Source organism: Micromonospora sp. NPDC049359, from assembly GCF_044466585.1.
In the GTDB taxonomy this organism is placed as follows: Bacteria; Actinomycetota; Actinomycetes; order Mycobacteriales; family Micromonosporaceae; genus Micromonospora.
Genome location: NZ_JBITMW010000005.1, coordinates 81,779 through 102,935, shown reverse-complemented (window position 1 = coordinate 102,935; position 21,157 = coordinate 81,779). Strand labels below are relative to the sequence as shown.

21 protein-coding genes and 1 pseudogene are annotated in these 21,157 nt (G+C 72.8%); 7 read left to right on the top strand and 15 right to left on the bottom strand.

The genetic code is table 11. The features are described from left to right. Positions 1-14 precede the first annotated feature (14 nt). The 3 genes from ACIBTX_RS14015 to ACIBTX_RS14005 are packed head-to-tail and all read left to right on the top strand — an operon-like array spanning position 15 to position 3,234. Entirely contained in the window at positions 15-1,130 is a 1,116-nt protein-coding gene (locus tag ACIBTX_RS14015) for an ATP-dependent DNA ligase (RefSeq protein ID WP_357393544.1), read from the top strand. Positions 1,131-1,188: 58 nt separating this feature from the next. Further along, entirely contained in the window at positions 1,189-2,760 is a 1,572-nt protein-coding gene (locus ACIBTX_RS14010) for an alpha/beta hydrolase (RefSeq protein ID WP_357393629.1), read from the top strand. Between the two features lie 21 nt (positions 2,761-2,781). Beyond that, positions 2,782-3,234: a GNAT family N-acetyltransferase gene (locus ACIBTX_RS14005; protein WP_357122847.1), complete on the top strand. Its 453-nt coding sequence runs from the start codon at positions 2,782-2,784 to the stop codon at positions 3,232-3,234. 481 nt (positions 3,235-3,715) lie between these two features. Here ACIBTX_RS14005 and ACIBTX_RS14000 read toward each other — a convergent pair whose 3' ends face one another. From ACIBTX_RS14000 to ACIBTX_RS13950, 11 genes and pseudogenes are all read right to left on the bottom strand, one after another. Next, positions 3,716-4,441, bottom strand: a complete 726-nt coding sequence (locus tag ACIBTX_RS14000; RefSeq protein WP_357171581.1) for an ABC transporter ATP-binding protein — start codon at positions 4,439-4,441, stop codon at positions 3,716-3,718. Between the two features lie 11 nt (positions 4,442-4,452). Next, positions 4,453-5,448 (bottom strand): ABC transporter ATP-binding protein, encoded by a 996-nt coding sequence (locus ACIBTX_RS13995; protein ID WP_357393546.1) that lies wholly within the window; start codon positions 5,446-5,448, stop codon positions 4,453-4,455. A 1-nt stretch (position 5,449) separates the two neighbouring features. Next, a complete protein-coding gene (locus ACIBTX_RS13990) occupies positions 5,450-8,146 on the bottom strand; it encodes an FtsX-like permease family protein (RefSeq protein WP_357393548.1) in 2,697 nt (898 codons plus the stop codon). Beyond that, positions 8,143-11,328: an FtsX-like permease family protein gene (locus tag ACIBTX_RS13985; RefSeq protein ID WP_396832537.1), complete on the bottom strand. Its 3,186-nt coding sequence runs from the start codon at positions 11,326-11,328 to the stop codon at positions 8,143-8,145. Before ACIBTX_RS13985 ends, ACIBTX_RS13990 begins: the two co-directional genes overlap by 4 nt. Positions 11,329-11,436: 108 nt before the next feature. Then, positions 11,437-11,592 (bottom strand): hypothetical protein, encoded by a 156-nt coding sequence (locus ACIBTX_RS13980; RefSeq protein ID WP_357122834.1) that lies wholly within the window; start codon positions 11,590-11,592, stop codon positions 11,437-11,439. Next, positions 11,589-11,804, bottom strand: coding sequence for a helix-turn-helix transcriptional regulator (locus ACIBTX_RS13975; protein WP_355051732.1), 216 nt, complete (start codon positions 11,802-11,804; stop codon positions 11,589-11,591). Before ACIBTX_RS13975 ends, ACIBTX_RS13980 begins: the two co-directional genes overlap by 4 nt. Beyond that, complete coding sequence (locus tag ACIBTX_RS13970) at positions 11,804-12,262, bottom strand: DUF2975 domain-containing protein (RefSeq protein WP_355051731.1); 459 nt, start codon at positions 12,260-12,262, stop codon at positions 11,804-11,806. The genes ACIBTX_RS13975 and ACIBTX_RS13970 overlap by 1 nt, the downstream gene beginning before the upstream one ends. A 93-nt stretch (positions 12,263-12,355) precedes the next feature. Further along, positions 12,356-13,093 (bottom strand): VOC family protein, encoded by a 738-nt coding sequence (locus tag ACIBTX_RS13965; protein ID WP_396832536.1) that lies wholly within the window; start codon positions 13,091-13,093, stop codon positions 12,356-12,358. Between the two features lie 59 nt (positions 13,094-13,152). Further along, positions 13,153-14,379, bottom strand: a complete 1,227-nt coding sequence (locus tag ACIBTX_RS13960; protein WP_396832535.1) for a hypothetical protein — start codon at positions 14,377-14,379, stop codon at positions 13,153-13,155. Between the two features lie 82 nt (positions 14,380-14,461). Next, positions 14,462-15,713, bottom strand: a pseudogene (locus ACIBTX_RS13955) (DUF222 domain-containing protein). Between the two features lie 73 nt (positions 15,714-15,786). Then, on the bottom strand, positions 15,787-15,975 hold the full coding sequence (locus ACIBTX_RS13950; protein ID WP_357122822.1) for a hypothetical protein: 189 nt from the start codon (positions 15,973-15,975) through the stop codon (positions 15,787-15,789). A gap of 150 nt (positions 15,976-16,125) precedes the next feature. On the opposite strand from ACIBTX_RS13950, the gene ACIBTX_RS13945 reads away from it, so the two are divergent. Beyond that, on the top strand, positions 16,126-16,338 hold the full coding sequence (locus ACIBTX_RS13945; protein WP_396832534.1) for a hypothetical protein: 213 nt from the start codon (positions 16,126-16,128) through the stop codon (positions 16,336-16,338). A gap of 7 nt (positions 16,339-16,345) precedes the next feature. Here the strand turns inward: ACIBTX_RS13945 and ligD are convergent, their stop codons facing one another. Next, a complete protein-coding gene (ligD, locus tag ACIBTX_RS13940; RefSeq protein ID WP_357122819.1) occupies positions 16,346-17,365 on the bottom strand; it encodes a non-homologous end-joining DNA ligase in 1,020 nt (339 codons plus the stop codon). Positions 17,366-17,412: 47 nt separating this feature from the next. On the opposite strand from ligD, the gene msrB reads away from it, so the two are divergent. Continuing rightward, positions 17,413-17,817, top strand: a complete 405-nt coding sequence (gene msrB, locus ACIBTX_RS13935) for a peptide-methionine (R)-S-oxide reductase MsrB (protein WP_355051724.1) — start codon at positions 17,413-17,415, stop codon at positions 17,815-17,817. Here msrB and ACIBTX_RS13930 read toward each other — a convergent pair. The 3 genes from ACIBTX_RS13930 to ACIBTX_RS13920 all read right to left on the bottom strand — a co-directional run bounded on the left by ACIBTX_RS13930 (position 17,783) and on the right by ACIBTX_RS13920 (position 19,581). Further along, positions 17,783-18,388: a DUF305 domain-containing protein gene (locus tag ACIBTX_RS13930; RefSeq protein WP_363660791.1), complete on the bottom strand. Its 606-nt coding sequence runs from the start codon at positions 18,386-18,388 to the stop codon at positions 17,783-17,785. The genes msrB and ACIBTX_RS13930 overlap by 35 nt on opposite strands. Before the next feature lie 61 nt (positions 18,389-18,449). Beyond that, entirely contained in the window at positions 18,450-19,196 is a 747-nt protein-coding gene (locus ACIBTX_RS13925) for a lytic polysaccharide monooxygenase (protein ID WP_363660792.1), read from the bottom strand. 109 nt (positions 19,197-19,305) lie between these two features. After that, positions 19,306-19,581: an isoamylase early set domain-containing protein gene (locus ACIBTX_RS13920; RefSeq protein WP_396832533.1), complete on the bottom strand. Its 276-nt coding sequence runs from the start codon at positions 19,579-19,581 to the stop codon at positions 19,306-19,308. A gap of 155 nt (positions 19,582-19,736) precedes the next feature. On the opposite strand from ACIBTX_RS13920, the gene ACIBTX_RS13915 reads away from it, so the two are divergent. Both ACIBTX_RS13915 and ACIBTX_RS13910 read left to right on the top strand, forming a co-directional pair. Then, entirely contained in the window at positions 19,737-19,997 is a 261-nt protein-coding gene (locus tag ACIBTX_RS13915; RefSeq protein WP_355051720.1) for a Prokaryotic metallothionein, read from the top strand. A 224-nt stretch (positions 19,998-20,221) separates the two neighbouring features. Continuing rightward, the gene (locus ACIBTX_RS13910) at positions 20,222-21,151 is read left to right on the top strand and encodes a DMT family transporter (protein ID WP_357393567.1); all 930 of its coding nucleotides are present in this window, start codon (positions 20,222-20,224) and stop codon (positions 21,149-21,151) included. The last annotated feature ends 6 nt before the right edge of the window (positions 21,152-21,157 follow it).

Here is a 21,157-nt window from a genome sequence, read left to right as displayed (position 1 = left end):
ATTGACTGGTCGCCGTGGACCTGCCGATCAACCCTCCGGTCGAGCCGATGCTGGCCAAGAGCGTCGCCAAGCTACCCACCACGCCCGGTGTGACGTACGAGCCCAAGTGGGACGGGTTCCGGTGCATCGTGTTCCGCGACGGCGACGAGGTCGAGCTGGCCAGCCGGGGCGGCAAGTCGATGACCCGCTACTTCCCCGAGGTGGTCGAGCAGGCCCGCCGGCAGCTGCCCGAGCGGTGCGCGGTCGACGGCGAGCTGATCGTGATCCGGCGGGACGGGCCATCCGGTCAGCCGAGGCTGGACTTCGAGCTGCTGGCCCAGCGCATCCACCCGGCGGCGTCGCGGGTCAAGCTGCTGGCCGAGACCACGCCCGCCGACTTCGTCGCCTTCGACCTGCTGGCCGTCGGTGACGAGGCGTTGCTCGACCAGCCGTACCCGCGCCGCCGGGAGCGGCTGGTCCAGGCCCTGGCCGAGGTGCGCCCGCCGGTGCACGTCACCCAGGTCACCACCGACCCGGAGACCGCCCGCCGCTGGTTCGACGTCTTCGAGGGCGCGGGGCTGGACGGCCTGATCGTCAAGCCGGCCGACCTGACGTACGAGCCGGGCAAGCGGTTGATGTTCAAGGTCAAGCACGCCCGCACCGCCGACGCGGTGGTGGCCGGCTTCCGCTGGCACAAGTCCGGCCCGGTGGTCGGCTCGCTGCTGCTCGGCCTCTACGACGACGAGGGCGTCCTGCACCACGTCGGGGTGAGCGCGTCGTTCAGCATGGCCCGCCGGGCCGAGTTGCTCGACGAGTTGGCCCCCTACCGGGACACCGGCAGCGAGCACCCGTGGGTGCACGGCGACCACGAACGCGGTCAGCGCATCCCGGGCGGGGTGAGCCGGTGGACCGGCACCAAGAACCTGGAGTGGGAGCCGCTGCGCCCGGAACTGGTCGTCGAGGTGGGCTACGACGCGATGGAGGGCGACCGCTTCCGGCACACCGCCCAGTTCGTCCGGTGGCGACCCGACCGCGATCCCCGCTCCTGCCGCTACGACCAGCTCGACCGTCCGATCCGCTTCGACGTGGACCAGGTGCTGCGCGGCGATCCGGCGGTCACCCTGGATCGGGCCGCCACCGGTCCGGCGTAGCCTGGCCGTCGACCCGACTCCGGAGGATCACGTGAGCCGCACCGCCGACCACCCTCGGATGGCACCCGGTCGCCGGGTCCGTCACCGTTTCGTCGCCTTCGCCGTGGCGGCCCTGCTCACCGCCGGCTGCACGCTACCGGCGTTCGCGCCGCGCACCGAGGTGCAGGGTGAGGCGGCCCCGGCCGGCTCGTCGGCCACCTGGCGGCCGTGCCCGGAGGTGGCCGAGGATCTGGTGGGGCGGGGCGCACCGGACATGCGCTACGAGTGCGCGCGGATCGCCGTGCCCCGGGACTGGGGCACCGGCAGCGGGGCCACCGCCGGACCCGGCGCCGGGCAGACCTTCGAGATCGCTCTGCTGCGGGCCCGGTCCACCCGGCAGCGCGACCGCATCGGCTCCCTGGTGGTCAACCCCGGCGGACCGGGCGGCTCCGGTGTGGACACCGCCGTCTACCTCTCGTTCGGCACCCAGTTCGGTGGACTGCCCACCTCGATCACCGAGCGCTTCGACATCGTCGGCTTCGACCCGCGCGGCGTTTCCCGCTCCAGTCCGGTCAAGTGCATCTCCGACGCCGACCTGGACACGAGCTTCGGCTACGACCCCGACCCGCAGAGCCAGGCGTCGTTCGACGGCTTCGCCGGGTTGAGCCAGCGGATCGGGCGTGGTTGCGGGGACCGCTACGGCGACCAGTTGCCCCTGTACGGCAGTGAGCAGGCCGCCCGGGACATGGACGCCGTCCGCGCCGCCGTCGGTGACGACAAGCTGACCTACCTGGGTTACTCCTACGGCACGCTGCTCGGCGCCATCTACGCCCAGCTCTACCCGCAGCGGGTACGCGCGTTGGTGCTCGACGGCGCCGTCGACCCGCAGCAGCGGTTGGTGGCCGGCTCGGAGAGCCAGGCCCGCGGGTTCGAGCGGGCGTTCGACAACTTCACCCGATGGTGCGCCGCCAACGCCCCGCGCTGCCCGATCGCTCCCGACGCCCGCGCCGCCGTGACCTCGGCCATCGACAAGGCCAAGGTCTCCCCCGTCCGGGGCGACGACGGGCGGGAGGCCACCGCGGGCTGGGTCTTCTACGCGGTCATCTCGTCCCTCTACACGGAGTCCGGCTGGCAGGAGCTGGCACGGGCCATCGACCGGCTGGCCGAGGGCGACCCGAAGGACGTGTTCCGGCTCGCCGACTCGTACGCCGGGCGGGAAAGCGACGGGCACTACTCGAACCTGTTCGACGCCAACCTCGCCATCAACTGCGCAGACGAGACCGAGAAGCCGAGCCGGGAGCAGATCCGCCAGTTGCAGTCGCAGTGGCGCGCGAAGTACCCGCTGTTCGGTCCGGCGCTCGCCGTCGGCATGCTGAGCTGCGTCGAGTGGCCGGGCGGCCGGGACCCGTACCCGACCGGGCGGGCCAACGGCGCGCCACCGATCGTGGTGGTCGGCACGACCGGCGACCCCGCGACGCCGTACGAGCAGACCGGCCGGCTCGCCTCGATGCTGGGCGTGGGCCGGGTGCTCACGTGGGAGGGCGAGGGGCACACCGCGTACCCGCAGACCTCCTGCATCACCCAGGCCGTCGACGCGTACCTGCTCGACCTGACCGTTCCCCGCGAGGGCCTGCGCTGCCCGGCCAAGTGACGTTGTGCCAGGCTGACCGGTATGAGCGACATGATCTTCCGGGAGGCTGTCCGCGCGGACCTGCCCGCCGTCATCGCCCTGCTCGCCGACGACGTCCTGGGCAAGGCTCGTGACTTCACCCAGGTCGACGAGGCGTACGAACGGGCGTTCGCCGACATCAGCGCCGACCCGCGCAACTTCCTGATCGTCGCCGAGCAGGACGGCGACCTGGTCGGGTGCCTACAGATCACCTACATCCCGGGGCTGGGCCGGCACGGTGCCGAGCGCTCCCTCATCGAGTCGGTCCGGGTGCGCTCCGACCGGCGCGGGCAAGGGCTCGGCCGGCAGATGATGGCCTGGGTCATCGACCAGGCCCGGCGGCGGGGCTGCGCCCTGGTCCAGCTCACCACCGACAAGTCCCGTACCGACGCGCACCGCTTCTATCTGGGCCTCGGCTTCAGAGCCAGCCACGAAGGCATGAAGCTTCCGCTCTGACCCGCCCGAGACGCCGGGCCGCCCGCCTACGCCGCCCCGCCGGTAGCGCCGGCAGGGCGGGGGCCCCTGACAGGTGGTCGACGGCTCGGGCCCCAGGTTGCCACTGGACGCCTGTCGAGCTGCCCCAGATGTGGGGCGCAGCGATCCACGCCGACGGCCTGGCCCGGCACCCACCTAGGCCAACCACATCAACCGCCGACACAGCACCCACCAACGCCAACCACATCACGGCCGACCCGGCACCCGCTGACGCACAATGGCTGGCACAGGCACCCGCCGCACGCCAACCGCGCGCCCCATTTCTGGGGCAGCTCGACAGGGAGCGGACAGACCTAGTGGTCTGCCCTGACCGAGTCGACGGCCCAGCGCACCGGCGACCAGGCACCGGCCACCGGCTGCCAGCCACCGGCCACCGGCCACCGGCGGCCGGCGGCCGGCTCAGACCGCCGCTCAGCAGGCCGTTGCGGGCGGCGGGCGTTGGTCAGCCGTCGACTAGCCGGCCGTCGCGCAGGACGAGGACCCGGTCGGCGAGGTCGATCAGGGCCGGGTCGTGCGTGGCGACCAGGGCTGTCATGCCTCGCGCGTGCACCACCGCGCGAAGCAGGTCCATGATGGACCGTCCCGTCTCCGAGTCGAGCTGACCGGTGGGCTCGTCGGCGATGAGCAGGTCCGGTTCGTTGGCGAGCGCACGGGCGAGGGCGACCCGCTGCTGCTGGCCGCCGGAGAGCTCGTACGGGCGCTGGGCGGCGTGCCCACCCAGGCCCACCAGTTCGAGCAGCACCGCGACGCGCTCCTCGCGCTCGGCGGCCGGCACCTGCGCCAGCCGCAACGGCACGCCGACGTTCTCGGCGGCGGAGAGGATCGGCACCAGCCCGAAGGTCTGGAAGACGAACCCGACCGTGCCCCGGCGCAGCCGCAACAACTCGGCCTCCCCGGCCGAGGTCACCTCGTGCCCGGCCACCACCACCTGGCCGCTGTCCGGCCGGTCCAGCCCGCCGATGAGGTTCAGCAACGTGGTCTTGCCGGCACCCGAGCGACCGCGGATGGCGATCAGCTCGCCGCGGTTGGCGGTGAACGAGACGTCCCGCACCGCGTGCACGGCGTGCTCACCACGGCCGAAGGTGCGGCTCACCCCGCTGACCCGGACCACCTCGGCGGGCGGCACACCCGGCCCGCCAGCAGTCGAGGCCGCTCCCGCGACCGCCATGTCCTGATAGTTCACGCCCGTGCCTCCCGCTCCTCCGAGACCCGGTCACCGGGCCGTACCTGCACATGGTCGGGCTCCAGATCGAGCCGGACCCGCTCCTTCAGCGACAGCGCGTCGACGAACGCGGCCGGCAGTTGCATCCGGCCGTTGCGGTCCAGCACCGCGTACTCCTCGCTGACCAGTTCGGTGTTGCCGTCCGCGTCGACGCGCGCGGTCCGGCGTACCTCGGAAGCGGTTCGACCGTCGCGGATCGCGACGGTCCGGCGGACCTGGGTGGCGACGGCGTGGTCGTGGGTGACGACCACGATGGTCACGCCCAGCTCGGCGTTGATCGTGCGCAGCGCCCCGAAGACCTCCGCGCCGGTGGCCTCGTCCAGCTCACCGGTCGGCTCGTCGGCGAAGAGCACCTCGGGGTCGTTGGCCACGGCCACCGCCACCGCCACCCGCTGCTGCTCGCCGCCGCTGAGCTGACCGGGCCGCCGCTGCGCGCCGTAGCCCACGCCGACCAGGTCGAGCAGTTCCCGGGCCCGTTCCCGGCGGGCCCGCGCCGAACGCTTGCCCGCCAACTGCATCGGCAGTTCGACGTTCTCCTGCGCGGTGAGGTACGGCAGCAGGTTGCGGCCGGTCTGCTGCCAGACGAACCCGACCAACTGCCGTCGATAGCTCAACCGACGCTTCGCGGAGAGCGAGAGCAGGTCGTAGTCGGCCACCCGGGCGATGCCGGCGGTCGGCGTGTCGAGGCCGGAGAGGATGTTGAGCAGGGTCGACTTGCCCGAGCCGGACGCGCCGACGATCGCCACCAGCTCACCCCGGTCGATTACCAGGTCGAGCCCCTGTAGGGCGACCACCTCCACCCCCTCGGTCTTGAAGATGCGCACCAGGCCGTCGCAGACGATGTGGCCACGCAGGCGGTCCTGCCCGCCGGCCCGCTCGGCGGCGCGTTGCGCGGCCCGCTGCTGCAGGGAAGCCAGATCGGGCACCAGGGAACTCTGGGCGGTAACGGTCATCTCAGCTCTCCTCTCCGAGCCGGAGCACCTCGCCGAGGCGCAACCGGCGGTTGTTCAAAGCCTCGACGGCGACCGCGAAGCCAAGGGCGATCGCGCCGAGCGCGACCACCGCGACGACCAGACCGGGTTCGAACGCCACCCGGACCGGCACTCCGCCGGTGAACGCGGACAGGCCGAGCACCGGGTTGAGCACCAGGGGAAGCAGCGCGCCGACCAGCGCTCCGGTCAGCACCGACACCCCGACCAGCGGGGTCAGCTCGACCAGCAGCAGCCCTCGCCACTGCCGGCGGGACAGCCCGAGGGTGCGCAGCCGGGACAGCACCTGCCCCCGGGCCCGCGCCCCGGCCAGCACGGTGAACGCGATGGCCAGCAGGCCGAGGACCGTCCCGCCGGCGGCGCCGCCCACGAACCCGAAGGCCAGGACGCCGTTCGCGCCACCGTCGGCGAGCTGGTGTCGTACGCCCGCCCGGGTGTCGACGGTGACTCCCAGTGGCCGTGCCCGACCGGTGACCGCCCCCTGCTGCTGGAAGCGCAACTGACCCTCGTCACCGGCCTGCCGCAGCGCCTCCGCGTCGAGCCGGTCGCCGGCGACGAGCAGGCTGGTCGGCGCCGGTTGGGTGGCCCGCGGCGGCAGCGCCTGCCAGGGCAGGATCACGAACCGGCTGGTGCTCGCCGGCAGCAGGGGGAAACCGTCCTGCGCGCCGGCCACCCGGAACTCGTACCGCTGGCCCTGCACCGAGACGAACGCCGAGTCCCGCAGACCCGTCCGCGCCAGGTCGGCGGCGACGGCCGGTGACACGATCGCGGGCAGCGCCCCCGCTTCGGCGTGGGCGGTGCGCAACGGCTCCGGCACCCGGACGTCCACCCCGGACTCACCGGTCACCGTGGCCAGGCCGGGACCGTCGACGAGCAGCACGGTGGTCTGGCCGATCCGCGCGTCGGTGCCGACCTCGTCGGCCGCCAGCCGCTGGTCCGGCTCGATGAGCACCGGTGTGGCGGCCTGGACGCCGGGCAGACCCTTCAGCGCGTCGACCGTGTCCGGGGCGAAGCGTTCCCCCCGGATCAGCGCGTCGGCGGGAACGACCTGTTCGGCGGCCCGGCCCCGGCTCGCGTCGACGCCGCCGGCGACGACCGCGCAGAAGGCCGCCGTGCCGATCGCCAGGACCACGACGACCAGCGGCGCGGCGACCGCCGACCGGCCGGCCCGTGCGGTGCCGAGGAAGGTCACGCTGCCGCGGGTACGCGCGGCGAGCCGACTGACCAGCAACAACGGCCAGGGGTACGCACGCAGCGCGAGCACCGCCGCGGCGACCGCGAGCAGCACCGGCACCGACACGAGCAGCGGGTCGACCTCGCCGAGGGTGAGCCCGCGCCGGCGCAGCAGCACGGCGGCGAGCCCGGCCAGCACCAGCAGGAAGACCTCGACGGTCAGCCGGCGAGTCGACGGACGCATCCGGACCAGGTCCCGGCGGGCCGCGCCGACACCCTGCACCGTCAGCGTCGCCAACGGCAGGGCCAGGGTGACCAGCAGGGTCACCACGGCGGCGTACGGCGCGGTCGGGTCGGGCGTACCGGGGAAGAGGGTGCCCAACCACCAGCCGACCGCCGCGGCGACCGGCACCACCAGCAGTGACTCGGCGAGGCTGCGGCGCGCGCCGGCGGTGGCCGCGCCGCCACGGGCGCGGATGAGCGCGAACTCCGAGCGGCGTCGGCGGGTGGACAGGGTCGCCGCGAGCAGGATCAGCCCGGCCAGGGTGGCCAGGACGCCCGCACCGACCACCGCGAGCAGGGTCCGGGCGGAGTTCACCTGGGCGGCGAACGCGCGCAGCGGGATGTCGACCGCCTGGGTCAACGTGAGACCGGGCGGAACGTGTCGCTGCAACTGTTGCAGGCCCTCGATCATCTGGTCGAGCTGACGCGCGCTGATCCGATCCACGCCGAGCCGGTAACGCCACTGCGTACGCACCGGCCAGCCGGCCGCGGCCCCCTTGTCGAGGACCACCGGGGCGACCACGCCGACGCCGATGAAGGGCTGGCCGTCGCCCTCCGGTTCGACGACCTGGAGCACCTGCGGCAGACCGCCCCAGGCGCCGCTCGCGCGGTCGACCGGTCGGAACAGCCCGGCCACCACCATGGGTGTCGGTTTGCCGTCGTCGCCGGGCTGACCCAGGTCGAGCCGGCTACCGACGCGCAGGTTGAGCTTGCGCGCCACGTCCGCGTCGAGAGCCAGCTCAATGGGCCGGCCGGCGACGTAGGTCTCGTTCGGCCAGGCGCCCTCGACGAGGGTGCTCTCCTGCTGGATGCCGGGCATGGCGCGCAGACCGAGGTGGACCAGCAGGTTGCGGGCCTTCAGGTCGGGACCGACCACCAGGTTCGGCGTGGTGTCCACGCTGAACCAGCGCTCGGTGACGGCGGACCGTAGCTGCGGTGGCATCTCCTCGACCAGGCTGTCGAACTGCTTGCGGGCTCCGGGCATGACCGGTGCCGCAGCGGTGTCGACCTCCCCGGTGGCGTAGTTGAGATCCCGGCGGTCAGCCGACTCGCTGTTGAGCTGCGCCCGCAGGCCCTCTTCGGCGAGCCGGTTGACCAGTCGGGGCACCCCGCTGACCAGCAGCGTGACCACCAGGGTCAGCACCGCCAGAAGCAGGAACTGCCCGCCGTACGCCCGGACCCGGCGGGCGGCCGCGCCGACGCTCATCGTTCTCCCCCGATTCGCAGCTGCACCGCCGCCACCCGCTGTCGGATGCCGGTGGCGATGAACGCGCTGAAGGCGAGCGCCGCCAGCAGCAGGCCGACCGCGGTCAGGCCGATGGGCACCCAGGGCAGCGCGAACGCCGCCGGGGGCACCGGCCGGCCGGCGGCCGGAGTGAGGATGACCAGCGGAGCCATGGTGGCCCCGACCACGGCGCCGAGCAGCAGCCCGACGCCGACGCCGATACCGGCCAGGAAGGTCTGCTCGGCCAGCAGCGCCCGGGCCAGCAGCCGGGGCGTCGCGCCGAGGGTGGTCAGCACCGCGAACTCGCTCAGCCGACGCCGTGCGGTGGCCCACACGTCGACCATGAGGCCCACCAGGGCGAGCAGCACCGCGCCGAGCGCGGCGGCGAGCATCCCGGTGCGTGAGCCCCGCCAGTACGGGTCGTCGGCGGCGGCCGCGATCTCGGCGCGCCGGTCGAGGACGGTGACGCCGGCCAGTTCACCGGCGGCGCGGGTGGCGGCCGCCGGGTCGTCGGCGCCGATCCACCACTCGGGGGTGTTCCGGACGGTTCCACCACCGCGGACCAGCGCCTCGACCGCTGCGGGCAGGTCGAGCAGTACGCCCTCCCCCGAGGTGGTCGGCACGGAGCTCAGCTCACCGATCAGCCGGGCCGGCACGGACGCGCCGGCAAGGGCCAGGGTGAAGGTGTCGCCGGTGTGCAGGCTCATCGCGTCGCGCACAGCGGGCGTCATGAGGACCGGAACGGGCGCGATCTGCCCGGCGGGCACAATGGCGAAACGGGTGGGCGGATGGAATGCGTACTGTCCATCGGGAATCGAGTCCACCGGATAGTCGGCGACGACGCCCCGCGCGCTGGACCGGGCCGGGATGGGCGGGTTACCGCCGGCGGTGGTGTTCCAGGCCCCGGTCAGCTCGGCGGGCCGCTTGGCGCCGTCCGCGCCGACCAACGTCAACCCGTCCACCTGGAGCCGGTACGAGTTTCCGGCGTCCGCTCCGCCGTCGGCCTCGAATCCGGCCAGTCGCAGTCGCGCGTCTCCCACGTCGGGTAGCCGCACGGTGAACGGCGTCTCCCGTCCGTCGCTAGTGGCGTCGACGGCCGGCAGCCGGTAGGCCGACCCGTCGCTGCTGGTGACCAGCAGCGACACGGTGACCTTCAGCGGGCGGGAGAGCCCGTTGACGGGCGTGCGAGCCGTACCGGTGATCGCTCGGGTGCCGGCGGGCAGTTCGGGGCCGCCGGGAGCGCCCCGGGCCGCGATCATCCGCTGGTACTGCGTCGACGCCGGATCGGCGCTCAGCCGGTCGGCGAGCCGGACGACGCCCCCCGCGCCGGCCGCGTCGAAGCCGATCACGGTGACGGGCAGGTCGCCGCGACCGACGCGCATCTCGTCGCGCCACACCGGCAGCGCCCGGCGCACGCCCGGCAGCGCGGCGAGCTCACCGGCCCGGGTCACCGGGGCGGCGCCGCCGCGCTCGGTCACCCGTAGGTCCGCGCCGACCGTGTGGCCGGCCTGCTCGACCTGGGACCGTTCCCCGGTGCTGACCAGGGACCAGGCGAGCGTGCTGCCGCCGACGGCGAGGGCGAGCAGCAGCACCGGCCCGGCGTGGGGACGCCGGCCGGCCTGCCACATGCCCAGCATGGTGGCGGTCCACGGTCGCCGGTCGACGAACCGTTCGGCGAACCGGGTGAGCGGCGGGAGCACCCGCAGTGCCAGCACCGCCCCGGCCAGCACGCCCAGGGTCGGGGCGGCGACCAGCAGCGGGTCCAGTCCGAGTCGGCCGTTCGAGCCGGCGAGCGGCGAGGCGTACCGGCGGAGCTGCACCCAGGCGAGCACGGCGAGTGCCACGAGCACCAGGTCGACGCTCGCGCGCTGGATGCTCGCCGACCGGTTCGGGCGGGATCGGGCGGCCATGTCGGCCACGTACGTGCCGGAGCCCCGCAGCGTCGGCGCGACCATGGCGACCAGGCAGCCGGCGGCCGTCGCGGCGGCCGCGGCCCAGATCAGGGTGGTGTTACCGCCGGCGGTGGAGAGTTCCGCCGCGCCGCCGGGCCGGACGAACCGCAGCGCCTCTCCGGCGATCACCGGCCCGAGCAGGGCGGCCGGGGCCACGACCAGGGTCGCCTCGCGGGCGGCCAGGCCGGCCAGTTGGCGGCGGGCGGCGCCACGGGCGCGCAGCAGCGCGGTCTGCGGACGACGGTCCTCGTGCAGGAGCGCGGCGACCAGCACCAGCGCGTAGCCGCCGAGCACCAGGATGAGCAGCAGCGGGGTAGCCAACGCGGAGCGGCCCACCAGGTCGGCTCGGGCGATCCGGTCCAGCAGTTGGTCGATCTTCGTGGTGACCTGCCCCGAGCTGCCCAGTTCGGCGGCCTCGGGCACCGCGACCGCGGCCGCGCTGACGGCGGTCCGTACGGCGGGCAGGTCGGCGGCGTCGACACCGCCGAGGTCCGGTTCGGCCAGCCAGGACGCCGTCACCGAGCCCGGAAAGAGGGTGGTGAAGTCGGCCGGGTCCAGCGCGAACGGCCCGTACGAGGTACCGGACCCGACGCTGCCCGTACCCACACCGGGGGCCAGCAGCCAGTACGCCTCGGTCGGGTCGCGGGGCCGCCAGGTGCCGGCGAGCACCACCGCGCTGGCCTTCTCGGTGGCGCGGTCCCGCAGCGGAATCCGCGCGCCGACGGTCAGGCCGAGTGTCGTGGCGACCCGCTCCGGCAGGCTCACCTGGGCCGGCTTCGCTCCGGCGCGGGGCCAGGCCCCGTTGGTCAGCTCGGCGTGCGCGGTCAGGCCCTCGAGAGTGGCCAGGTTCGCGAAGATGGGATCGGTGCCCTTGCGCGGCACCGAGCCGAGATCGCCGGTCAGTTCCCGGCCGGTGCCGTACCGCGCGGCGGAGACGGCGACCGGCACTCCGGCGAGCCCGTCGGCGAACTGTGCCCGCGCCGCCCCGTCACGCTTGGCGAACTCGGCGGCGTCGCGGCCGCCGGACCCACTGACCAACAGGCCGCGTTCCTCGACCGGCGACGCCGCGACCAACGCGCGTTGTCCGGCGTCCACCGCGCGTCGGTTGTAGTCCGACAGGCCGGTGACCAACGCTACGGCGACCAAGGCGGCGAGCACCGCGGCAAACAGCAGTCCCCGCGCCTCGCGGGCCCGCCTCCACACCAGCTTCATCCGACGCCTCCCCTGGCCCTGGTGGGCCGACGACCTTCAAGACAGGTCACCTACGGGGAAAGGTTCGCGCCCGTTACATGATCGTTATTACGAGAACGGCCGGCGCGGTCACGCGCCGCGTCGGGCCGCCCGTACGGCGAAGGCGATCGCGCCCACGACGAGCAATGCGCCGATGAGCTGGAGGCCCGGCGAGTCGTCGGCCCCTCCGTACACGACGGCGGTGACGCCGAGGGCGACGGCCGCGATGGCGACGACGTACCTCACGCGGTCTCCTCCTCGACCCATTCGAGGAGGTCTCCGGGCTGGCATTCGAGCACCCGGCACATCGCTTCGAGGGTGCTGAAGCGGACGGCCTTGGCGCGGCCGTTCTTGAGCACCGCCACGTTCGCCGGGGTGAGCCCGACGCGCTCGGCGAACTCGCCGACGCTCATCTTGCGCTTGGCCAACTCGACGTCGATCCGGACGACGATGGGCATCAGATCACCGCTTCCATGTCGGTCCGTAGCGTGGTGGCCTGCCGCAGCAGGGCGCGCATGACCACCATGAGGAGGCCCAGCACGGTGACGCCCACGGTCAGCAGGAACAGCAGGAGCGGCAGTCCGGGGTCGTCGGCGTTGAACCCGACGTAGAGGAAGACGCCCACCAGCACCAGCCACGCGGCGGCGATGGCCCAGACGATGGCGTCCACCCACTTCAGCGACGCCTCGGTGAAGATGCGGTCGTTCTTGACCAGGCTGAGCAGCTGCCACGTCGCGACGATCACCACCTGGACGCAGAGCACCCAGAAGACCGTCACGATCGTCGCCGGCCACCGGAGGTACGCGTCCTGCGGCGACTCCTGCGCCATGTGCGCGAACTGCCCCGGCAGCGAGAGGGTCTGGAAGAGGACCAGGACCCCGAACAGCACCAGGAGGAACACTCGGAGAGCGGACACCGCTCGACGTTCAACAAGCATGCATCGAGTTTCGCTCGCAACCTATCGAAAGTCAATCGGTGCGGCGATTGACGTACGGCGGTGCCACGCGGATCACATCGGGGTGAGGAGACAGAACTCGTTGCCCTCCGGATCGGCGAAGACCTTCCACGGGATGGTGCTGTCGCCCAGGTCGATCGGGGTCGCGCCGAGAGCCAGCAGTCGCGCCGCCTCGGCCTCCATGCCGTCCCCCGGGTACGGGCGCACGTCGAGGTGGACACGGTTCCACCCCGTTTTCACGTCGGGCGTCCGCAGAAACTGCAGGTACGGACCCACGCCCCGGGACGAGCGCAGGACCGCGCTGTCGTCGGTCACCTTGTGCACGGTCCAGTCCGTCGCCTCGCCCCAGAAACGGGCCATGGCCCTCGGGTCCGCGCAGTCGACCACCACGGAGGCGATCGGGCCGGTGTCCTGGTCCGGGTCGTGCCAGTCCAGCACGCAGAACTCGTTGCCCTCCGGGTCGGCCATGACGATCCACGACACGTCCCCCTGACCCACGTCGACGGGCGTCGCGCCGAGATCCTTCAGTCGCGCGACGACCTCGGCCTGGTGCGCCGCCGAGGTCGTCGCCAGGTCCACGTGTACGCGGTTCTTTCCCGTCTTGGGCTCGTCGGAGACGACGATGTCGATAAAGACGGCGACGGGATCGGGATAGCCGATGCCCTTCGGTTCGAGGTTGGTCACCCCGGGCCCCTCGCTGGACATCTCCCAGCCGAGCACCTCGGCCCAGAACTGGCCGAGCGCCACCTCGTCCCGAGCCTTCATGTTGATCTGCACAAGCCGCGTCGCCATGGCGGCGATGCTATCGATGCTCGCGCGCCCTATGCAGCCCTATTCAGGTCGACCGCCGGTCACGCGCCGGAGGCCCGACCCGGGTCGTTCATCTGGCGACGGAACACGAGGTACGCGGTCAGGTTCGCCAGCAGCATCACCACTCCGATCGCCGAGGCCAGGAGCCCGACGTCGAGGCTCGGCAGCGCGACGAAAGTCAGGGCGGCGAGCACGATGGCGAAGATGTTCAGGAAGGTGAAGGCCAGCACCAGTTCGTTGAGGAGGCGGGACCGTCGGTCCTGGAGGCGGCCGACCAGTTGCTGGTGCAGCGTCCGGACGAAGTCGAGCCGCTCGTCCAGCGTGGTGAGGACGAGCCGGAACTTCCACTGCTGCTCCAGCGCGTTCCACACGGTGCCGCCGGCCGCGTCGAGGTGCGCCTCCACCGACGAATAGCCGAGCCGGAACAGGCGGATGCGGTGGTAGCCGCCGAGAATGCGCTTGGCCTGGTCTTCCAGAGCGCTCATGGACAGGCCGCCACGCCCGGGGTCAATCTGGGACAGCTCCGCCGAGAGCACCGCGTCGTAGCGCAGGGCCGCCGCCCAGCAGACGTGATGCACCCCGGTCAGCCGCGCCAACAGCAGGGCCGGGCGCGACCCGAAGTCACTGACCACGGCCGTGGTGTGCGAGCCGACCCGCAACACGCCATCGGAGATGCCGTCGGGCGTGCAGTCCACGCCATCCGGGCTGAACCGCTCGGCGATGGCCCGTCGGCGTGCCGGATCGCAGTCCGGATCGACCCGGACGGCGAAGGTGGTGTTGGCCCAGAGGACGAACACCTCGTCGGTACCGGCCGGCGCCGACAGGACGGCGCGCAGGAGCCGCGTCACCGCGGGCAGCATCCGCTGCACCGGCGGGGCGACCTCGGCAACCACGTCGCCGACGCCGCTGACGATGCCGTCCGGCAGTTGGTAGGTGACGCAGACCAGGCCACAGTCGACGTTCCAGAGGCTGATCCGGGCCGAGACCACCTGCCACGCGCCGGATTCCGTGGTGGGCGACAGCGCGGGATCGATCTCCTGCCCGGCGGTCCGCAGGACCTCCGCGCCACCGCTGATCTCCATCGTGGGCCGGGGCATGCTGCCGAGCAGGTCGTCGAGGAGCCGTTGACCGTAGGGCTGCAACGCCAGGTCGTCGAGGCCGTCGGTGACGCTCCACCCCTTGGGCACGTCACCCTCGGCCGGGGCCGGCGCGGAGAGCTGACACGGGAAGTAGGCGAGCACCCGTACCGACGTGACGTCCTTGAACATCAGCCACCTCTCCCCCGACCAGCGCCTTGCAGGGTATCGACAATGTCAACTGGCTCGGCCGGTGCGGATGCCACCCTGCGGCCTATGTGCGGCGGTGGAATTCGTTGCGGCGCGGGAGCTGGTCGGGGTCGAGCCAGGCCGGCGGCACGAACTCCGGGTGGCCGTCGTCGCCGAGTCGCACCACCCAGTCGGTCTGGTGGACGTGCCGGTGGTGGTGGCCGCAGAGCAGGACGGCGTTGTCGAGGCTGGTCGGCCCGCCGTCGGCCCAGTGGCGGATGTGGTGGGCGGCGCACCAGCGCGGCGGCCGATCGCAGCCCGGGAACGCGCAGCCCCCGTCGCGCAGCACCAGTGCCCCCGGCGCAGCGGCCCGGTGACGAGTCGTCGTTGCCGGCCGACATCGAGGACCTGACCGCCGCCGCCGAGTACGGCCGGCAGGACGGCGGCATCGCAGGCGAGCCGGCGCACCGTGTCGGGGGTGAGCCGCAGGCCGACGTCGAGCGTGCCCACGCCCAACTGCCGGGTCAGCCCGTCGAAGCTGGTGGTGACGACGAGCTGCGCGGGGTCACCACCGGTCTCGGGCAGCTCACCGGTACGCAGCGCCAGCCGGCACACGTCCGCGAGGGCATCGTGGCGACGCTGACCAGCGCAGCGGTTGTCGTCCGGCCCGGCGGGCGCGCTCAGCGGGTCGATGGCGGCGCGGAGCAGCGCGGCGGCCTCGGCGTCGAGGATGCCGCTGAGCCGGAGCCGTCCGCCGGTCTGCTCGGAGACGGTGACGTGCCGGTCGAGGGCCGCCCGGGCGTCCTCGGCGGCCAGGGCTGCCGCGTCGGCGGCGTCGGCAAGACCGGGAGCGACGTGATCGAGGATCCGGGTGCCCATCCGCCGCAGCAGCGTCGGATCGAACTGCCCTGCCCACTCGACGAGCACCCCGACCGCCTTGTCGGCCACCTCCGCGCCCGCCACGGCTGACACCGTGGCGGCCGTGTCGGCGATGACCCGGGCCTGCTCCACGCTGACCGTGCCGTCCGCCAGTGCCTGGCGCACACCTGGCGGCGCGACGTCGACCGAGGCCGCGAGGGCGACCAGCCGGCGCGCGGCGCCGACGTCGAGTCGCAGCCGCTCACGCAGCCACACCGCCGTCGAGGACGCCCCTGCGCGACAGCCGTGCCCCGACCGTCCAACTCACGGATCGCCGCCAACTGCACCGCCGCCAGACGCTGCGTCAGCCGGTGGCTGGCGTCGAGCGCCGCGATCAGATCGTGGTCAGCGAGGGCCCAGACGGCGGTGTCGGCGCACGCCGCCACCGCCCGGTCCGCCTGTGCCAGCTCATCGAGCACAGGCAAATTCTAGAACAGGTGTACGACAAGAATCGGCCACGCCGAGCACTGCGAACCAACCGTTCGGGCGCGGTCAGCCCTCGGCCAACTCCGGACGGTGCTCTCGAATCCAGGCCACCACGTCCGACTTGCGCCAGACCTTGCCCTGCACCAGATCAGCCACCGGCTCCGGGAAGTTCCGGTGGCTGGTGATCACGTAAACGCGCTGCTTGCTGATGCCGCCAAGCATCGCGCGAATCTCCGCAGCGCCCACCAGATCCATATGGCGGACGGTAATCAGTTGACCCGACTCCTTGACCCTGGTCAACTTACCGGTCACCGTAGGAGGTATGCCTTCGCCGAACGAGCCGCCGGTCCCGTACGCCCAGCGGAGAGCGATCCGCCCGCACACGCCGATGCGCCCGCTGTGGTTGTGCCGCGTCTGCGCGGCCGCCTGGCCGGCCCGCCGGCCCGACTGCTGCTGACGATGCAGTACCGGCGGGATCGGGTGGGGTTGTCGGTCTACCTGGCGAGCCAGTTGTTCGAGGCGACGGCCGACCTGCTCAAGCTGAACCCGGACGCGGTACCCGAGCCTCGGGAGCTGTTCGACAGGTTTGTGGCGTGGACGGCTCGGCCGCCCGAGTGAGACGGCGCTATGGCGTGCGCTTGGCGCGGCTGGGCTGCACCCGCTTGGGTTCGCCGGGCATCTTCGGGTGGTCCGGCGGGTACGGCAGGTCGCCCTGGCCGGCGGCGGCGTCGCGGTCGGCCCACTCCAGCAGGGGCGTGATGTCCCACGGGGCGTCGTCGATGCCGGCGTGCGGGTCGCCGCGCTCGGCGAGCCGGGCCGGCACGGTCCGCAGGTCGAAGTCGTCCGGGTCGACGTCGGGCAGCTCGTCCCAGGTGACCGGAGTGGAGACGGTGGCCCGGGCGTTGGCGCGCAGCGAGTACGCGCAGGCGATCGTCCGGTCCCGGGCCATCTGGTTGTAGTCGACGAAGACCCGACTGCCGCGCTCCTCCTTCCACCAGGCGGTGGTCACCAGGTCGGGGTTGCGGCGTTCGACCTCACGGGCCAGGGCGATGGTGGCGCGACGGACCTCGGTGAACGTCCAGCGGGGTTGGATGCGCAGGTAGACGTGAACGCCGCGCCCGCCGGAGGTCTTCGGCCAGCCGATCGCGCCCAGCTCGTCGAGGACAGCGCGCACCTCGGCGGCGGCCCGGCCGGCGTCGGCGAAGTCGGTGCCGGGCTGCGGGTCGAGGTCGATGCGCAGTTCGTCGGGGCGGTCGGTGTCGGCGGCGCGCACCGGCCACGGGTGGAACACGATCGTGCCCATCTGCGCCGCCCAGGCCACGTGGGCCAGGTCGGCCGGGCACAGCTCGGCCGCGCCGCGACCGCTCGGAAAGGTGATGTCGGCGGTGGTGATCCAGGGCGGCACGCCCCGGGTGGGCACCCGCTTCTGGAAGAACGCCTCACCCTCGACGCCCTCGGGGAAGCGTTGCAGCGTGGTGGGCCGGTCCCGCAGGGCGCGCATGATCCCGTCGCCGACGGCGAGGTAGTAGTGGAAGACGTCCGCCTTGGTGAAGCCCCGCTGGGGGAAGATCACCCGGTCGGGGCTGCTGAGTCGTACGGTGTGCCCGGCCACCTCGACCTCGGCGACTGCCTTGGTGCCACCCATCCCGCGACCTTATGCCACGCCCCCGACGTTCGACGTACCGTTGACGGGTGAGTCTTGACGACAACAACCTGCCCAAGACCGAGGACGAGTGGCGCGTCCGCCTGACCCCGGAGGAGTTCCACGTCCTGCGGGAGCACGGAACGGAACGTCCGTGGACCGGCGAGTACGTGGACACCAAGACGTCGGGCGTCTACCACTGCCGGGCCTGCGGTCTGGAACTCTTCTCCAGTGACACGAAGTTCGACTCGCACTGCGGGTGGCCGAGCTTCGACGACGCCATCCCGGGCCGGGTCAAGGAGATCGAGGATCGCAGCCTCGGCATGGCCCGTACGGAGATCCGCTGCGCCCGCTGCGACAGTCACCTCGGGCACGTGTTCCACGGCGAGGGTTTCACGCCGAAGGACACCCGGCACTGCGTCAACTCGATCTCGGTGCGCCTGGAACCCCGCTGACCTGATCGTCGTACCCGCTGAGCAGCTGGACCTCGGCGGACCGGGACTGTTCGATCCGCCGGGCCAGGTCGCGGACCCGCTCGTCGCGGCCGACGCCGACCTGGGCCCGGGCCAGGTCGGCGGCGGCTCGCTGGTGGTCGGCGAGGACCTCGCGCAGCACCCGGTCGACGTCGGCGTCCGACGCGGCCCGCAGCCGGTCGAGCGCCGCGTCGTCGCCGTGCCCGGCGTGGTCGTGCCCGGCGGCGGCGCTGACGCCCGGTCCGGTTGTCGGCAGCCAGCCGCGCATGGTCGACAGCTCGTCGGCCTCGGTCACCTCGATGGCGGCGGCCAGTGTCTTCAGCGCGTCGTCGCGTAGCCGGTCCCGGGCGAGCCGGACGATCTGGAGGGTGCGCTCGCTGTGCCCGGCCATCGTGCTCAGGAACACCACGTCGATGCCGCTCAGCTCGGCGGCGGCCGGCGCGGAGTCGGCCACCACCGGGGACGCGGGAGCCGGCGGGCGCGGGGACGGCCCGGCGCAGCCGGCGAGCAGCGACGCGGCGACCAACCACGCCAGGTGGGTTGCGCGGGGCATGCCGGGGCTCCGATCGGGTGGGGGTGGCGACGCGGGTGCGGCCGGTACCGCACCCGCGCGGTCAGACCTGTTGCCAGAGCGCCGGTACGTTCGGCGGCTCCCAGCCGGCGATCGCGGTGTGCGCCTGCCGGCAGCGGTACGTCCGGCCGCCGTAGGTGACCTGGTCGCCGACCTGGTAAGCCCGGCCGGCCGTCCAACTGCCGCCCGCCGGGGGCGGGGTCGTCGGCGCGGCGGTGGGGCTGGTCGTCGGTCGCGGCGTGGGTGAGGTGGTCGGCGTCGGGGTGGGGGTCGACCCGCCGCCGCCGATCTGCACGTCGATGCAGGAGTAGAAGGCGTTCGCGGTGTCGGAGATGTTCCACACGGCGAGGATCTTCTGCCGCCCGGAGAAACCGCCCAGGTTGACGGTGTGCGAGACCGTCGCGCCGGGCTGCTGCCCGTTGCCGTTGACCACGCCGACGCGGGTGTTGCCGATCCAGTACTCCCAGTTGCTGGTGGCGTGCCGGGCCGTGTTGAACCAGGTGAAGGTCAGCGAGTTACCGACCGACGTGGCCGGCCAGCCCCGGCTGTCGTCGTTGAGGACGGCGAACTGGGTGATGCCGGCGTTGCAGCTCTTGAGGCCCTTGGGCCCTTCGACGCTCTGCGGCTCGTACTTGATCTGCCCGCAGTCGGGCACCTTGCCCTGCGCGCAGAGCGCCTGCCGGCTGGGCGGGGCGGAGACGTAGCCGTGCGCCTGGGCTGGCGCGGCGACGGTGAGGGTGGCGGCGACAGCGCCCGCCGCCACCAGCGGGACGGTGATTCTTCGGCGCATGGGGGCAGCTCCTTCGGCAGGTGCGGTGAGGTGCCCCCAAGGTAATTTAAACTTTATTAACAGTAAAGAGCATCATCGATAAATACATCGATGGTGACGAGTTGACCTCTCACAGTCGCAGCAGGCTGCCGTTGTCGTCGACGCCGTCGGCGCTCTCGTCGTCGAGCCAGACGCCGCCGGTGGCGAGGTAGCGGAAGCGGTACTCCCCCGGACCGAGCTTCACGGTCACCGTGCGGGTGCCGTCGCGCCGCGCCACCAGCTCGTGCCGACCGGGCTCCCAGTCGTTGAACGAGCCCACGACGCTCACCGGGCCGGGCGGCGCGTCCCGCGGAAGGCAGAAGGTCACCCGGGTCTGGCTGCCGAAGAGCTTGTTGCGCTTGATCATGGTGATCCTCCGGGGGTCACGGCGGTTCACCTGGCCTAACGCAGGACACGCCGACGCCGACACGCCGTCCAGCGAGGCCGGCTGGCGGTAATTCGCCCGGCGCCGCCCCACCCTGAGGCAGTGTGGTAACACATGTCCTGATACGGGGGGTTCCTGTGGCAACGTGCGAGGTCTGCGGCAACGACTACTGGATGGCGTTCGAGGTGCACACCGTCAGCGGTGACGTGCACACCTTCGACTCCTTCGAGTGCGCGATCCACCGCATGGCGCCCATCTGCGAACACTGCCAGGTCAAGATCGTCGGACACGGCGTCGAGGTCAACGGGCGATTCTTCTGCTGCGGGCACTGCGCCCGAGCGGTCGAGGGCGCCGAGGGCGCCGAGATCCGCGACGCCGTCGGCGCGCGCCCGGCCTGACCGGGTCGGCCTGATCGGGTCGGCCCGGCCGTGGGCCAACCGGACCGCCAAGCTGGGGTACGGTCGTCGCCATGCGGCCATTCCTGGGCGTCCTGCCCCCGCCGCGCTCCTGACCGGAGCGCCGCGCCTCTCGCCGACCGGGTGACCCGACCCCGCTCGGCCACTCTGTCGTACGCGCTCCGTCGACGTCGTCCCGTCAACGGCTCACCCTTCGGAGCGCCCCCGTGTCGACCACCCGTACCCTGTTGCCGGCCGCCTCGGCCGCCCGCAGCGGCCTGCTCCAGATCACCGTCACCGGCGTGCTGTGGGGCACCACCGGCGTGGCGGTGCAACTCCTGCGCGAGGGCACCGGGCTCAGCCCGGTGAGCATCGGCTTTCACCGCCTCGCCATCGCCGCGCTCGTGCTGCTGGCGTGCGCCGCCGGCCGGCTCCGCACGATCGCGGCCACCCTGCGCGTCGCACCCGTACCGCTGCTGCTCACCGGCGTCGGCCTCGGCGTCTACCAGGCGCTCTACTTCGCCGCCGTGGCGCTGGCCGGAGTCAGCGTGGCCACCATCGTCAGTCTGGGCCTGGCCCCGGTGCTCGCCGCGGCCTGGGAGTCGGCGCGCGCCCGTCGGCTCCCCGGGCCGCTGCGACTCGGCACGCTCGTCGCGGCGGTGGCCGGCCTCGTCCTGATCACCGCCGCCACCGAGCAGCCCGGCACGGCGGCGCCCGCCCCACTGCTCGGCCTGCTCGCGGCGGCCGGCTCCGGCCTCGGGTACGCGGTGACCACCCTGATCAGCCGCCAGGTGTCGCAGCGCACCGCGCCGATGACACTCACCACCATCTCCACCGTGGTCGGTGCGCTGACCCTGGCGCCGTTCGCCCTGGTCGCCGGGGTCAGCGTGCCGGTACGCCTCGACACCGTGGCACTGCTGTTGCACCTCGGCGTGGTCACCACCGCGGTTGCGTACGCGTTGTTCTACGCCGGGCTGCGCACCACGCCGGGCAGCGTCGCGGCCGTGCTGACCCTGCTCGAACCGCTCACCGCCGCCGCCCTGTCGGTGGCGCTGCTGCACGAACCGCTCCCCCTGCCGGTGATCGTCGGCGGTGTTCTGCTGCTCACCGCCGTGGCCGCCACCTACCTCGCACCCGAGCGCGCGAACATCGGGTGAACCAGC